Source organism: Mesorhizobium sp. M0207 (assembly GCF_040321995.1).
Classification (GTDB): Bacteria; Pseudomonadota; Alphaproteobacteria; order Rhizobiales; family Rhizobiaceae; genus Mesorhizobium.
On sequence record NZ_JAMYSQ010000017.1, the window covers coordinates 1 to 14,881 of the forward strand.

Consider the following 14,881-nt stretch of genomic DNA (forward strand, 5'->3'; position numbering starts at 1 on the left):
CGCCGATGCTGCCAAAGTTCCCATCAGCCATCGCATCAAGAAATGCGCCTGGAACGACGACTATCTCATCAATGCCATCACTCATATGCGATAGCCCTGCCCTCAAGGGGGAGGGTCGCTGCGAAGCAGCGGGGTGGGGGTACGAAAAGAGCCGCTGTACAGCGGCTCATTTCGAGTCAGGCACAGCCCCAAACCCTTTGCTCACCTCTTCAAATTCACCACGATGACGCCGCCCAGCGCCAGCGCGCCGCCGAAGATGCCAAGCAGCGTCGGCACCTCGCCCAGCCAGAAGAAGCCGATCAGCGTCGCCATCGGCGACACCAGATAGAGGAAGTTCGAGGCACGCGCCGCGGGCAGGCGGGAAAGCGCTGTTGCCCAGGCAGCGTAGGCGATCAGGCTGGGTACGATGCCGAGAAAGATGACGGCGCCGAGCCCGGCGGTGTCGGCGACCGCCGCCTGCGCCAGACCGCTCGGCAGGAACGGCGACAGGCAGAGCGCGCCAAGCACCATGTTCGAGGCCGAGATCGTCAGCGGGTGATGGCGGGCAAACAGCGGCTTCTGGACGATGGTGTTGACGGCCGAGCACAGCGCCGAGCCGAGGACAAGCAGCGCACCGCTGTTGAAATGCAGCCCTTGCCCCTCGCCCATGGCGATGATCCCGATACCGGCGAAGGACAGGAATGTGCCGGCCCAGGCCAGGCCCGAGAAGCGTTCGCCGAGCAGCGCCATGGCCATGATGGCGGTGAAGATCGGGCTGACATTGATGATGAAGCCGGCCGCACCGGCCGAAACGGTCAGCTCGCCGAAATTGAGCATCACGGTGTAGAGTGCGACGAAGACGGCACCACCGAAGACAAAGCGCCAGAGTTCATCGAGCCTGGGCAGTGCCGGCCGCTTGACCGCGAGGAAGATCGCCGCCGGAACCGCGGCGATGGCAAAACGCAGCGCGCCAAGTTCCAGCGGCCCGAAAGCGGCAAGGCCGGCGCGGATCGCCGGAAAGGCGGAGGCCCAGCCGACCACCGTCAGCGCCACCGCGATGGCAGCCGTGGCATCCATGCGCTGTGTCGTATTCAACGTGCCGGTGTAAGCGCTCATCTGGGTGTCCTCGCGATCCAATGCCATGAAGTAGAGAAACGCTATTGCGGGTCGGTTGACAAACGAACAAATCGAGGATCACCTGTGACTATGGATCACAGCTTAGACCCGATGCTGCCGCTCGAAACGCTGCGCGCCTTCGACGCCGCGGCTCGGACCGGCAGCTTTTCGGCGGCGGCCGAGAAGCTCAACATCACCCACGGCGCCGTCAGCCGGCAGATCGCCAAGCTTGAGGGCTGGCTTGGGCTGAAAGTCTTCGATCGCGGCGCGCGCGGCGTCTCTCTGACGGTCGAAGGCAATCGCCTGCATCTGCGCACCACCGAAGCCTTTGCCCTGATCGCCAGCAATTCGGACCGTTGGGTCGAGCCGCGCGGCACGGCGGTGGTGCGGCTGACCTCGATCCCTTCGGTCAGCGGGCTGTGGCTGATGCCGCGCATGGCGGCGCTGGAGAACCACCCGTCCAAGCTGCGTATCGTGCTCGACGTCGACATCCGCCAGGGCGATCTTGCCGACGAGGGCATCGACCTGTCGATCCGCTGCGGGCGCGGCCGCATTCCGGGCCGGATCTCGGTGCAGCTTTTCGAAGAATATGTGTTCCCGGTCGCCTCGCCGGAATTGGCCAGGGAGATCGGCCGCGGAGATCCTGCCCGGCTGCTCGAATTTCCGCTGATCAACGATTCCGACGCTTCGGCCTGGCGCGCCTGGTTTGCGGCGCAGGAGATGGACTATCGGCCGCGGCCGCACGACCGCCGTTTCGAGGACTACAACCTCGTGCTCGACGCCGCCGCGCACGGGCTCGGTATTGCGCTGGCACGTCCGCCGTTGACGGTGGACCAATTGAAATCGGGCCGCATCGTCGCCGTAGACGAGCGCAGTGCGCTAAGCCCGATATCCTACTGGCTCGACCGGCCGCTGGGGCGCCCGCGCGCCGCCGCCGCCGAGCTTGCCCGGCGCATCGCCGTCCAGGCAGGGCTGCCAGCGGAGAAGATCGAAGCGTTCCTTGAGGTAGAGAGCTAGGAGCGACGGACAAGCGCTGATCTCTCCCCTTGTGGGGGAGATCGGCCGTCATCAACGTCAAGCTTGACCTCGCCGCAATTTGTGGCGATGACATCGTCATGAATTTCGGCACCACCCCATGATGAACCGTTTCGAAGGACCCGGCGGCAAGGAAGCCCGCATCCGCTATCTCGACGGCGACTTCCAGGTGACCAGCCCCGGCGCCTTCGTGCGCTGCGCGGTGACCGGCGAGAGCATCCCGCTCGACGAGCTCAAATACTGGAGTGTCACCAGGCAGGAACCCTATGTGAACGCCGCCGCCTCGCTGCGCCGCGAGATCGAAGCGCATCCGGAACTGCGCCGCCGACGCTAGTCCAGCGCAAATGGAAGCCGCCCCGTTGCGATCCTGCGCCCTCTGCCGCGGCGTCAGGCCGGCAACACCGAAACCTTAGAGGCTATCTTGAAATAAAAAACCCGCCTCGAGGGCGGGTCACCGGCGAATCATCACCATACCCAAATTACTAGCATAGCTGCCGGCACAAAGCAAGAACAAAATACGTTCGACCGGCGGAAAGCTGCAAATTCCAGTCCCGCATTGCCTCGGTGCTCAAGCTTCTGGTCAGCCTTTAAGCCGGCGCTGCCGCCAGGCGTCCAGCGTCTCGTCGATGATGCGTTGCGGCACATGGTCGAGCTCGAAGACGGTGTCGATCTCCAGCACATCGAGCCCGTCGAGGAATTCCGGCGGCGCCGCGCCGTGACGCAGGCGGGCAGCGTCCTTGGCGGTGGTAATGAGGCCAAGCCCGGCTTTACGCGCCGTCGCCGCCAATTCGGCAAGTTCGTCCTCCCCATAGAAATGATGGTCAGGAAACGATTTGGTCAGCGCAAGCTCGCCGCCGGCCTCGCGGACAGTGTCGAAAAACCTGTCGGGATGGCCAATGCCGGCGAACGCCAGGAAACGCCTGCCGGCCAGCGTCACCTTGCTGCTCGGGGCAGTGTGCGCCTCGAAGATCGGCCTGCCGGCGCGCGCTGCCTGGCGCACGACCGTGTCGGCCGCGGTGCCCTCGCCCATCTTCAGCAAGGCGCTGGTGAAGACCAATTGGTCGACGATCTTTGCCCGCAGCGGCCCGCCGGGGATGACGCGGCCATTGCCGATGCCATGTCGCGCGTCGACGACGACGAGCGCATAGTCGATGTGGATGCGCGCGCTCTGAAAACCGTCATCCATGATCAGGAAATCGCAGCCGAGCTTCTCCAGCAGAAGCCTGGCGCCGGCGGCCCGGTTCGGCGTCACCGCGACCGGGGCGTGTTCGGCCAGAAGCAGCGGCTCGTCGCCGACATGCTTGGCGGCATCGTGGTGCGGATCGACGATATGCGGCTGCGCGAAGGAGCCGCCATGGCCACGCGACAGGAAACCCGGATTAAGCTGCATGCGCCTGGCCTGCTCGGCCAGCGCGATCGCCACCGGCGTCTTGCCGGTGCCGCCGACGGTGAAGTTGCCGACGCAGAGCACCGGCGCCTCGACCTTTTCACGCGGCGCGTGCCGCATGCGGCGACCGGCGACAAGCGCATAGACGGCGGAGAGCGGCGACAGCGCCGTGACCCGCCAGTCCGGCTCTTCCCACCAGAAGGGCGGCGCTTCCGAGGTCACGTCAGCGCCCGTTCGCGCCCTTCAGGCGCGACTTGACGACCAGCGGCTGGATATAGGGCTCGAGCGACCTGAGCGTATGCGCCAGCGCACCGCGCATCTCGTCGACCGTCGCCGCACCCGCCGCCATCATCTCATGGCGGGCCGCCTCGTTGGTCAAAAGGAAATTAACGGCGCCGGCCAGCATATCGCGGTCGCGCACCAGCTTGGCGCCGCCGCTATCGAGCAGGCGCTGATAGGCCTCGCGAAAATTCTGGACGTTGCGGCCGGCAAGCACCGCTGTCTCCAGCATGGCTGGTTCCAGCGGGTTCTGGCCGCCCTCGGAAGTCAGCGAACGGCCGACAAAGGCAATTTCCGTCAGCCTCAGATAAAGCCCCATCTCGCCGATCGTGTCGCCGAGCAGAATATCGGTGTCGGCGGTGATCCTGTCGCCCTTGCTGCGCTGCGCCAGCTTCAGGCCCATGCCGGAAATCTGGGCGGCCAGCTGCCCGGCGCGATCGGGATGGCGCGGCACGATGATCGTTAAAAGCCCGTGGTGGCGCTTGTGCAGCATGGCGTGAACTTCGGCGGCGACCGCCTCTTCGCCGTCATGGGTCGAGATCGCCGCCCAGGTCGGGCGGCCGCCGATCTGGCGTTTCAGCGCCGCCAGTGCCCGCTCGTCGGCCGGCGGCGGCGCGGTGTCGACCTTGAGATTGCCGGATACAGTGACCGGCCGGGCGCCGAGCGAAAGGAAGCGCTCGCCATCGAGATCCGACTGGGCGACGACATGGGCGAGATTTTCGAACAATGCTTCGGCAATGTTGGCGCGCTTCTTCCAGGACTTGAAAGAGCGGTCGGACAGCCTGCCGTTGACCAGAACCTGCGGCACGCGGCGGGCGCCGAGTTCCAGGATGGTCATCGGCCAGATCTCCGATTCGGCGATGATCGCCAGGTCCGGCTGCCAATGATCGAGGAAGCGACTGACCGCCGGCTTGAGGTCGAGCGGCACATATTGGTGGATGATGCGGTCGCCCAGCCGTTCTTCGGCGACCTGCGCCGAGGTGACCGTGCCCGTCGTCAGCACGATGTTGACGCCGTAATCGAGAATGCTCTCGACCAGCGGCACGACGGCGATGGTCTCGCCGACGCTGGCTGCATGGATCCAGATCACCGGGCCTTCGGGGCGCTCGCGTCCAGCGACGCCGTAGCGTTCGCGCCGGCGAATGCGATCCTCCTTGCCTCTGGAAGTGCGCCAGGCGACATAAGGCCCGGCCAACGGGTAGGCGGCGGCCCCGGCGAAACGGTATGCGGTCAGGAAGGCGCGCGCCCAGCGCACACTCATTTCGAACCGTCCACAAGGCGATAGGCCTCGGCGGTCGCGGCATTAAGCGAGGCCGTGACCTCCTGGCGCTTGCGTTCCATTTCGGCGGCGTCGGCGTTGGCCGGCACGAAGACAGGCGTGCCGACGACGATCGAGGAGCGGCCGAAGGGCAGGTTGATCGTCGTCTTGTCCCAGCTGCCCTCGATCACCTTGCGGCGGCTGGTGGCTATCGCGGCAGGCAGGATCGGCCGGCCGGACAGCCGCGCCAGAAGGACGACGCCGAGCCCCGCATCGCGCGGCGTGCCGTGGGGAATATCAGCAATCATGGCGACATTCTTGCCGGTGGCGAGCGACTTTTTGAGGGCGATGAGCGCCTTGGCCCCGCCCTTGTCGAGATGCCTTGCGCTTTCGCGCCCGCCAGAGCCGCGCACCGCCTCGATGCCGAATTTCTCGACCATCAGCGCGTTGAGCTCGGCATCGGCGCTGCGCGATACCATGGCAACCAGCGGCCGTCCCTTGGGATAGTAGGCCGGGGTCAGCAGGTGCTGGCCGTGCCAGAGCGCGATGATGCCAGGCTCGAGCTGCGCATAGGCGCCGCCGGAAAACTTGGCCGATCCGTCAACCATGCGGTTGGTCAAGCGGACAAGGCGGACGAAATACGCAAACAGCGCGGCAAGCGCATTCTTGACGAATCGCGACTGCGCCAGCGGTTCGCGGATCTTGCGCCAGAACGTCTTCGGCTTGCGACGTCTGACCGCCGACCGCGGGGCTGATCGCTTGACCGCTTCATGGTTCATCGATGTCAACCGACAGCCTTGTTTTCGGGGTCGAGGAGGCGGTGCAGGTGAACGACGAAATAGCGCATATGGGCATTGTCGACGCTAGCTTGCGCCTTGGCCTTCCAGACGGCGTGCGCCGATTGGTAATCCGGATAAATGCCGACAATATCGAGCGCGTCGAGATCGCGGAATTCGGTGCCGCCCAGCTTCTTGAGTTCGCCGCCGAACACCAGGTGCAAAAGCTGCTTCTTTCCGTCTTCAGCGGCCATGTCGATCCTTCACATATCGTGAGTTTGGGACAGGTCTAGACCAAAGCCGCCGACTTTGGAACTATTGATAGTGGTCAATTGTCAGCCCGGCGATGACGCCGGCGAGCACGGCGAGGAGTTCGCCGCTGCCGGCGGCGAGCGGTCCGTGACGGATCACTTCGCCGGCATAGAGCGGCGCGCGGCCATGCCGATCGAGCAAGGCGCCGCCTGCCTCGCGCAGGATGAGATCGGCCGCGGCGATGTCCCAGTCATGTGCGTTGGCCTTGACGAAGGTGGCATCGAGCTGGCCGCCGGCGATCATCGCCAGCCGGTAGGCGAGCGAAGGAATATAGGGCACGCGCTTCAGCCGTTTGTGCCATTTCGCCGGCATCAGGTCGATCATCGCCTTCGGTCCGGCGATTTCGGCCGTTTCCGCCGGCGGACGCACGCTGATGCGCCTGCCGTTCAGGAACGCGCCCACGCCCGGCAGCGCCCAATAGATTTCGCCCTTCGCCGGGCAGTCGAGTACGCCGGCAAGCGTTCGGCCGTTCTCGACCACAGCGACGCTGACGCACCATGTGGGCAGGCCCTCGAGGAAGCCGCGCGTGCCGTCGATCGGATCGACGACGAGGGTGCGGCGCGCGACAAGCCTTACCGGGTCGTCGACGGTTTCCTCCGACAGCCAGCCATAATCCGGCCGGGCCGCCAGCAAGGTCTCGCGCAGATATTTGTCGGCGGCGTGATCGGCTTCGCTGACCGGCGAGGTGCCGCCCTTCATCCACACTTGCGGATTGTTGTTGAAGTATTGCATGGCGATGAGCCCCGCCTCGCGGGCGGCATCGCGCAACAGCTGCAGGTCTTCAGTAGCGCCGGCTGAGACGGCCGGGTCAAGCTCCGGCAAGGGTCATTCCTTCGATCAAAAGCGTGGGCGCGGCGGTGCCGAAATTGCGGTCGAGATCGCTCGCCGGAACCATGTTGAGGAACATCGTCTTCAGATTGGAGGCGATGGTCACCTCGGCGACGGGATAGGCCAGCTCGCCATTTTCGATCCAGAAGCCGGAAGCGCCGCGGCTATATTCGCCGGTCACCATGTCGACGCCCTGGCCGAACACTTCGGTGACGTAGAAGCCGGTCTTGAGCGACTTGATCAGCTCTTCCGGCGTATTTTCCCCGGGCTCGATGGCGAGATTGGTCGACGACGGCGAGACCGACGAGCCGCTGCGCGAGCCGCGCCCATTGGTGACGAGGCCAAGTTCCCGAGCCGCCGAAGTCGACAGGAACCAGTGGTTGAGCACGCCCTTGTCGACCATGAACAGTTTTTCGCCCTCGACGCCTTCGCCGTCGAACGGGCGCGAGGCCTGTCCACGGCGCCGGAGCGGCTCGTCGGTGACGGTGATTGCGGCCGAAGCCACCTTCTTGCCCATCATGTCGCGGAGAAAGCTGGTCTTGCGCGCCACCGCGGCGCCATTGATGGCACCGGCAAGGTGGCCGGCAATGCCGCGCGCCACACGCGGATCGAACACCACGTCGACAGGCCCGGTCGCCGCCTTGCGCGCGCCAATGCGGCGTACAGCGCGCTCACCGGCCTTGCGGCCGATGTCTTCCGGCGCGTCGAGATCGGAAAAATGCTGGCGCGAGGAGAATTCGTAGTCGCGCTCCATGCCGGTGCCCTCGCCGGCGATCACGCTGGTCGAGCGCGAAAAACGCGAGGCGACGTAGTGGCCGACGAAGCCGTGCGAGGTGGCGAGCACCAGGCCGCCAAGCCCGGCACTGGCGCCACTGCCGGCCGAATTGGTGACGCCCTTGACGGCAAGCGCCGCCGCTTCGGCGGCAAGCGCTGCTTCCTTCAACTGGTCCGCCGACACCTCGGTGGCGTCGAACAGATCGAGGTCGCGCGGTTTCTTGACCAGCAAGGCCGGGTCGGCGAGGCCCTGATAGGGATCCTCGGGGGACACCTTGGCCATGGCGACCGCGCGCTCGGCCAGCATATTGGGGTCGGATGCCGCTGTTGCCGAAACGCTGGCTACCCGCTTGCCGACGAAGACGCGCAGCGAGACGTCCTCGCTCTCGGACGCCTCTGTGCCTTCGACCTTGCCAAGCCGCACCGACACGCCGGTCGAGCGGCCGCGTACCGCAACGGCATCGGCGGCATCGGCGCCGGCCCGTTTGGCAGCCTCGACCAGGGCCGCGACGCGATCGGTCAGTTTCGCTGCGTCGAGCGTATCGGTCATGCGCATGATCCTGTTATTTCCGGCCGGCTGAAGGGCAGCCGCTGCTGCACCATCTATTGTCCCGATGCCGCTTCTGCAATGGGAGAAGCGGACAATCAGGAGGCATCTAGCCCCAGGTCGGCGCGACCGACCCAGAGATGGTGCGTCCTTCCAGACGCACAAAGGACGGCTTAGATCCGAGGTGGCCGTGACCGAAAGCCGCGACGGCGGCACCGCTGCCGGCGACGAGTCGAAGATGCGGCGTGTGCGACCGTCAGCCTGTAGAGTTGGGATCGGCTGGATCCACCCACGGGCGGCCCAACCGTGTCACCATCGCCGCGTACCCGACGGCACCTGCCGCCCAAAGGAAGATGCCAAGCTCTTTGACAGCGTCTTCGGCGATGTCGACCGCCGAACCCGGGCTAGGAAACAGCTCTCCCAGCTGGTCGATCGCTGCTGACATCGCGAGTAGGAAGCCTGCGGCCACAAATACGATCGAGCCGTCGAATGTCTTCCGTCGCAGCCGAAAGAACCAGAACAACCCGGCGACGGCGTAGGCAATCATCGTAACAATCTCTGGTATCGCGACAAACGGCAGCACGTCCTCATGGATCAACAACAGGTCATCGAGGCCCATGACCAAGGTAAGGCCGCCGAGAAACGTGCAATCCCATCGGTGCGTGAGCAGACCGGCAAACAGGGTCGCCGCGCCGGTGCCGATCCACAGTGAAGCACCTAGGGACGAAATCCACCCCGTATAGAAGCCGACATCGGCGGCTGCAGATGGATCTCGATAGAAGATTGTAGCGTCCAGACCAAGAGTTTGCGCGACGAACAGCGCGGCCAAGAGCATCACAACATTAATCGCCACGGCCGCAAGTATGACCAGGCGCCAGGACATTGTCCATTCGCTGCTATGTTTTGCGTTCAGCGCGTTTTTGTCTGGCATTGTGCCGAAGGCCATTCTGAGTACGACGGCCGATAGCTCCGCGGCGCCGAGAACCCCGCCAGCACTATGCCGGCCCACCATGATCGTGGCAACACACGGAACGGTTGCAGCGTCGCACATGACGAGGTCGTCGCGGTGCAGTTCCTGGCCAGCGCCAACCAACGCACCATGCCGCTCGAAATGTTCATCGGCTTGCGCGAAAGCTCTCCCCGGCAATAGCGCCGCCGCCACGCTGATGATGGGGCTGTCGATAATCCTCCTGGTCGTCGCCAATCTTCTGGCTCGACGGAGCCGGCGGCGGCCTGGACCGACCATCTAATCCTGGCTTTCAAGCCGGGCGAGATCGGCTTGTCCAACCTTCCTCAGGGACCAGCCACCGGCGTCCAGATCACGTCGTCGATCCTGAGCGCGCCGGTGGCGAGCATCACCAGCCGGTCGAAGCCGAGCGCCGCGCCGCTCGCCTGCGGCATGATGGCGAGCGCGGCGAGGAAATCCTCGTCGATCGGGTAGCGTTCGCCATAGACGCGCTGCTTCTCATCCATTTCGGCGGCAAAGCGTCGGCGCTGGTCGGCCGGATCGGTCAATTCGCCAAAGGCGTTGGCGAGTTCGATGCCGCAGCAATAGAGCTCGAAGCGCTCGGCGGTGCGTGGATCGTCGGCGCTCGGCCTGGCCAGTGCCGCCTCCGAGATCGGATATCCGAAAAGAATGGTAGCGCGCCCCTGCCCCAGCGCTGGCTCGATTTTTTCGACCATCACCCGGCTGAACAGGTCGGCCCAATTGTCGTCGGGCGCGGTCCGCAATCCGGCCTGGACCAGGGCGGCATGCAACCCCGCGCGGTCGGTGCTGCCATCGGCGGCAACCGTCGCCAGCAGATCGATGCCGGCATGGCGCATGAAAGCTTCGGCGACGCTCAACCGTTCCGGCCCGGCGAACGGATCGGCCTCGCGGCCGCGGAAGCTAAAACGCTTCGCTCCGGCCCGTTCGGCCGCCAGCGCTACGAGCTCGGCGCAATCGCGCATCAGGCTCTCATAGGTCTCGCCGACACGGTACCATTCGAGCATGGTGAACTCAGGATGGTGCAAGGGGCCGCGCTCGCGGTTGCGCCAGACAGCCCCGAGGCTGAAGATGCGCTCCTCGCCGGCGGCAAGCAGCTTCTTGCAGGCGAATTCCGGCGACGTGTGGAGGTAGAGCGGCTGGCGCTGCCCGTCCGGCCCGATCGCCTCGGTGGCAAAGGCCGACAGGTGCGCTTCATTGCCGGGCGAGACCTGCAGGGCCGATGTATCCACCTCGACGAAGTCGCGGCGGGCGAACCAGTCGCGCGTCCCGGCGGCAATGGCATTGCGCAGGATTAGCCGCGGCCGGCGGTCGGCGTGGACATGCGGCGTCCACCACGGCGAGGCGGCGGTCATCGGCTTCAGGGGAATTGCACAGAGGGCTGGCGATTGCGGCCAAGATGCGCTAGGCCGCACGCAACGGCCTCTCCAGCCGATTTGCGCCAACAAATTTTATCAGGATGGAAACCCGTGAAGGTCATCGCCAGCTCCTTACGCAAAGGCAACGTCGTCGAAAAGGACGGCAAGCTTTATGTGATCCTCTTTGCCGAAAACATTCATCCTGGCAAGGGTACGCCGGTCACCCAGCTCGACATGCGGCGTATCTCCGACGGGGTAAAGGTTTCCGAGCGTTACCGCACCACCGAGCAGGTCGAGCGCGCCTATGTCGAGGAGCGCGAGCACACGTTCCTCTACCGTGACGGCGAAGGCTTTCACTTCATGAATCCGGAGACTTACGACCAGGTCGCGGTGCCGGAAAGCGTGGTCGGCGACATGGCGCCCTATCTGGTGGAAGGCATGCCGGTGCAGATCTCGCAATACAACAACATCGCCATCTCGCTGGTACTGCCGCAGCGCGCCACTTTCGAGGTGGTCGAGACCGAGCCGGTGACCAAGGGCCAGACGGCGTCCTCGTCCTACAAGCCGGCAACGCTGTCCAACGGCGTGCGTACCCTGGTGCCGCCACACATCAGTGCCGGCACCCGCGTCGTGGTGATGACCGCCGATGGCGCCTATGTCGAGCGCGCGAAGGATTAAGGCGCGAAGTCTGACACGCCTCGCCGAAGGCGTCGCGGCGGCCGGTCATCGTCTACCGCTTTGTGCCAGGGGCTTTCGAGCATTGGGACGCTGCACGCGGACCGAAGCGTCAACGCCCTGCCAGTTCTTTCCTATTGCACGACGCCAGTGGGCAATCTCTGAGCCTCGAGCAACGCCGACCGTCCCTTTCGCCAGGTGCCAGGTGGAATGCCGACGAACTTTTTGAAGGCGCGATTGAAGGCGGCTTCCGACTCGTAGCCGACCTCGGCACCCGCTTGCGCGATGCTCATTTCGGGGCGTTCGAGCAAGCGTCCTGCCAGTTGTAGACGCCAGCGAGCAAGATAGTGCATGGGCGAGACCTCGACATAGTGGGTAAAGCGGCTCGCAAACGCCGTGCGCGAGAGCCCTACTTCGCGGGCGAGCCGGTCCAATGTCCATTCCTCCCTGGGGCGAGCGTGGATGAGCCGGAGCGCCTCGCCGACATGTGGATCCCGTAGGCCTGACAGCCAGCCGCGCGAATCGTCGGGCAGGGTCTCGAGATGGCGGCGGATGATCTCGACAAACATCAGCTCGCTCAGCTTGGCGAGGATCGTCTCACAGCCCGCCCGCCCACTGCCACCTTCGGCCAGCGCCAGCCGAAAAAGGTCGATAACCCAACTGCTTCCATCGGCGGGCTTGCGGGCACACAGGATGGCCGGCAATGCGGCCAGGAGAGGATTGAAGGGACGTGCATCGCAGCCAAGATACCCGCAAATGAACCGGGTCCGCTCGTCTCCGCCGCCACCATGGATCACCGCGAACGGCAGGCTCTCGTCTATCGGCCGATAATACATCGCCATATTGGGTTCGCCCCGCGCCCCCGGCGAGGAGCTCAACACGTTCGGAACACCACCGGGGAAGACAACGACATCACCGGCGTTCACGAGCACCGGGGGCACCGAATCGTCTCCCAGCGCGGCCCAGCACGAGCCCGACATCACGGCATGAAAAGAAATGATGTGCTCTGCCTCCGGCATGATGGCGGCGGCAATGTCGGCCGTGCCCGGCGACTCGCCGACCCAGGGAGAGCTGGCGTCAACGTCGAAATAGATCGCACCGGTGAGGCGAACGGCTCGGAGCACATCGGAAAGGACATCCATCGCTACACCTCCGGAAACGATCGGCTACTCCCTTTGACAACGAGTTTTTCCGCCAGGCATCTCGAACTATCCGGCAATATGGCCGCCCGAGCAACTATCCATCCGGTCTAATCCTACTCTGAACGATCGGGCAACAGAAATGGACGATGTGACATTTGCGGGAACAGCGGACGGGATTAGCGTTTCATCGGCCGGCCGACAGGTCCAATAACAGGGAGGAATGTCATGAACGATGAAGACATCACCAAATTCGCAGCAAGCCTGCGAGGCGAAGTCATCCGCGCCGGCGACGCCCGCTATGACGAGGCCCGCAAGCTCTACAACGGCATGATCGACAAGCGGCCGCTGATCATCGCCCGCTGTGTCGACGTCGCCGACGTAATCACAGCGGTGAATTTCGGCCGCGACAACAATTTGCTGGTTGCGGTACGTGGCGGCGGCCATAATGGACCAGGATTGGGGAGCTGCGACGACGGTCTGGTGATCGACCTGTCGGCGATGAACGGCGTGCGCGTCGATCCGGATGCCCGCACGGCGCGGGTAGGCCCGGGCTGCACTCAGGGCGACCTCGACCATGCCACCCATGCCTTTGGCCTGGCCGTACCGGCGGGCATCATCTCGACCACCGGGGTCGCCGGACTGACGCTGAGCGGCGGCCATGGCTATCTGACGCGCAAATATGGCCTGACCATCGATAACCTGGTCGAGGCCGATGTCGTGCTTGCCGACGGAAGCTTCGTCACCGCCAGCAAGGAGCGGAACCCCAACCTGTTCTGGGCGCTTCGCGGCGGCGGCGGCAATTTCGGCATCGTCACCAGCTTTGTGTTCAGGCTCCACCGGGTCAGCATGGTCTTTGCGGGGCCGATCGCATGGGATCAGCGCCACGCCCGCACCATCATGCAGCATTATCGCGAGTTCCTGCCGAACGCGCCCGAAGAACTCGGGATCTTTCTCGGGCTCAAGACCGTCCTCTCGAGCGCACCCTTCCCGGAAGAGTTTTGGGGAAAGCGGATGTGTCTGCTGATGTGCTGCTACAACGGCCCGGAGGAAAAGGGCAGAGAGGCACTGGCCCCGCTGCTCGATGCGCTGCCCGCGCCCTGGTTCAACTGGATGGGAACGATGCCCTATCCCGCGGTGCAGAGCATGTTCGATGGGCTCTACCCGAAGGGAATGCAGTGGTACTGGCGGGGCGATTTCGTCAAGACGCTGTCCGACGAGGCGATCGACGCCCATCTCGAGCAGGCGGCGAAGACGCCGAGCGAGCTATCGCTCATGCATCTCTACCCGATCGATGGTGCGGTCCATCGCGTCGGCAAAGACGAGACACCCTGGAATTACCGTGATGCGACCTGGTCGATGGTCATCGCCGGGATCGATCCGGACCCACAGAAAGCGGGGCCGGTGACGCGCTGGACCAAGGCCTACTGGGAGGCCGTGCATCCGTTCGATCTGGGTGGCGCCTACCTGAACTTCATGATGGATGACGAGGGCGATGCAAGGCTCAAGGCGGCTTATGGCGACAACTATGAGCGCCTGGCTACGCTGAAAAAGAAATACGACCCGAACAACCTCTTCCGGGTGAACCAAAACATTCGACCGGCTGCTTGACGGCGGCTCTCGTCAGGCCGGCAAGCGTACCGGCCGGCCCAGCTAAGGCTCGGCCGGTACGATAGCTTGCCGGTCAGGACGCTCTGATCCAGACCAGCATCTCGCCGGAATCGTGGTGTCCCGGGCGAAATACGGCATGGTGACTTCTGCTGCCTCGACCGCCGGTGATTTTTCAAACGCCTCTTTCCTGTCAACAGCCGACAGCGTGACGACGCCGCGGGGCACGTTCGAGAGCTGACTACATTTGAAACCAGGCCAGACGACCGCCGAATGGCGTCCAATGAGCCATGCCGGCTGCTTTTCAGGCTACCCCGCGTTTCTGATCGTGGTGGGCCGCGTACTGTCCATGCACAAGTCCGGACCTGTTTGGCGACACCATCATTGACTTGATCGTTCGCACATGATCGACAAAATGACCCGGAAATGACCGAGATACAAAGCTTTCCTTCAGTTGTGCATCAATAAGCCGCGACAATTTTTAGCAACTTTAGGCAAATTCTCAGGTTTATCGACAAACAGCAGACAATTCGGCAGCAGACAATTCGGCACAACGGTCTTTACTGGATTTATGTGGATGGCAATGCATCCCTACTTGACACCGGGACAAGCTGAAGAGCTATGCTGAACATCGGTCGCAAGTTTGCGCGGAGGGAATCTGTTCATGGATTTCATCGAGAGTTGGTTTGGTATTTCCCCTGACGGCGGCGACGGATCGACCGAAGCTCTCTACATACTTGCCGTTGTCGCAATATTGGCGCTCGCATTCCACAAGCACATCGTGCAGTTCGCGCGCGGTTTCTTCGCGCGGAAATAGCCCGCGTA

General features: G+C 64.1%; 15 protein-coding genes. 5 read left to right on the forward strand and 10 right to left on the reverse strand.

The genetic code is table 11. The features are described 5' to 3' along the window. Window positions 1-201: 201 nt before the first annotated feature. Window positions 202-1,095, reverse strand: coding sequence for a DMT family transporter (locus NKJ15_RS21310; RefSeq protein WP_352817380.1), 894 nt, complete (start codon window positions 1,093-1,095; stop codon window positions 202-204). Between the two features lie 90 nt (window positions 1,096-1,185). Between NKJ15_RS21310 and NKJ15_RS21315 the strand changes: the two genes are divergently transcribed. Then, window positions 1,186-2,112: a LysR family transcriptional regulator gene (locus NKJ15_RS21315; RefSeq protein ID WP_352817382.1), complete on the forward strand. Its 927-nt coding sequence runs from the start codon at window positions 1,186-1,188 to the stop codon at window positions 2,110-2,112. 118 nt (window positions 2,113-2,230) lie between these two features. Next, a complete protein-coding gene (locus NKJ15_RS21320) occupies window positions 2,231-2,464 on the forward strand; it encodes a DUF2093 domain-containing protein (RefSeq protein ID WP_352817384.1) in 234 nt (77 codons plus the stop codon). Window positions 2,465-2,710: 246 nt separating this feature from the next. Here NKJ15_RS21320 and lpxK read toward each other — a convergent pair whose 3' ends face one another. The 8 genes from lpxK to epmA all read right to left on the reverse strand — a co-directional run bounded on the left by lpxK (window position 2,711) and on the right by epmA (window position 10,631). Continuing rightward, the gene (gene lpxK, locus NKJ15_RS21325) at window positions 2,711-3,739 is read right to left on the reverse strand and encodes a tetraacyldisaccharide 4'-kinase (protein WP_352685490.1); all 1,029 of its coding nucleotides are present in this window, start codon (window positions 3,737-3,739) and stop codon (window positions 2,711-2,713) included. 1 nt (window position 3,740) lies between these two features. After that, window positions 3,741-5,057: a lipid IV(A) 3-deoxy-D-manno-octulosonic acid transferase gene (gene waaA, locus NKJ15_RS21330; protein ID WP_352474386.1), complete on the reverse strand. Its 1,317-nt coding sequence runs from the start codon at window positions 5,055-5,057 to the stop codon at window positions 3,741-3,743. Further along, window positions 5,054-5,833, reverse strand: a complete 780-nt coding sequence (locus NKJ15_RS21335) for a lysophospholipid acyltransferase family protein (RefSeq protein ID WP_023717166.1) — start codon at window positions 5,831-5,833, stop codon at window positions 5,054-5,056. The genes waaA and NKJ15_RS21335 overlap by 4 nt, the downstream gene beginning before the upstream one ends. 5 nt (window positions 5,834-5,838) lie before the next feature. Further along, entirely contained in the window at window positions 5,839-6,084 is a 246-nt protein-coding gene (locus NKJ15_RS21340) for a DUF4170 domain-containing protein (protein WP_023674378.1), read from the reverse strand. A 61-nt stretch (window positions 6,085-6,145) separates the two neighbouring features. Beyond that, on the reverse strand, window positions 6,146-6,964 hold the full coding sequence (locus tag NKJ15_RS21345; protein ID WP_352817388.1) for a 3'(2'),5'-bisphosphate nucleotidase CysQ: 819 nt from the start codon (window positions 6,962-6,964) through the stop codon (window positions 6,146-6,148). Then, window positions 6,951-8,294 carry a TldD/PmbA family protein gene (locus NKJ15_RS21350; RefSeq protein ID WP_352457105.1) on the reverse strand — a complete coding sequence of 448 codons (1,344 nt, stop codon included), beginning with the start codon at window positions 8,292-8,294 and terminating at the stop codon, window positions 6,951-6,953. Before NKJ15_RS21350 ends, NKJ15_RS21345 begins: the two co-directional genes overlap by 14 nt. A 253-nt stretch (window positions 8,295-8,547) precedes the next feature. After that, window positions 8,548-9,495, reverse strand: coding sequence for a DUF8692 domain-containing protein (locus NKJ15_RS21355; protein ID WP_352817390.1), 948 nt, complete (start codon window positions 9,493-9,495; stop codon window positions 8,548-8,550). Between the two features lie 89 nt (window positions 9,496-9,584). Continuing rightward, complete coding sequence (epmA, locus tag NKJ15_RS21360; RefSeq protein ID WP_352817393.1) at window positions 9,585-10,631, reverse strand: EF-P lysine aminoacylase EpmA; 1,047 nt, start codon at window positions 10,629-10,631, stop codon at window positions 9,585-9,587. Window positions 10,632-10,745: 114 nt separating this feature from the next. On the opposite strand from epmA, the gene efp reads away from it, so the two are divergent. After that, a complete protein-coding gene (gene efp, locus NKJ15_RS21365) occupies window positions 10,746-11,312 on the forward strand; it encodes an elongation factor P (RefSeq protein WP_023674374.1) in 567 nt (188 codons plus the stop codon). Window positions 11,313-11,443: 131 nt separating this feature from the next. On the opposite strand, the gene NKJ15_RS21370 is transcribed toward efp, so the two are convergent. Beyond that, window positions 11,444-12,451 carry an AraC family transcriptional regulator gene (locus NKJ15_RS21370; protein WP_352817395.1) on the reverse strand — a complete coding sequence of 336 codons (1,008 nt, stop codon included), beginning with the start codon at window positions 12,449-12,451 and terminating at the stop codon, window positions 11,444-11,446. A gap of 225 nt (window positions 12,452-12,676) precedes the next feature. Between NKJ15_RS21370 and NKJ15_RS21375 the strand changes: the two genes are divergently transcribed. Further along, window positions 12,677-14,059, forward strand: coding sequence for an FAD-binding oxidoreductase (locus tag NKJ15_RS21375; protein ID WP_352541563.1), 1,383 nt, complete (start codon window positions 12,677-12,679; stop codon window positions 14,057-14,059). Window positions 14,060-14,720: 661 nt separating this feature from the next. Then, a complete protein-coding gene (locus NKJ15_RS21380; RefSeq protein ID WP_352474399.1) occupies window positions 14,721-14,873 on the forward strand; it encodes a hypothetical protein in 153 nt (50 codons plus the stop codon). Window positions 14,874-14,881: the final 8 nt, after the last annotated feature.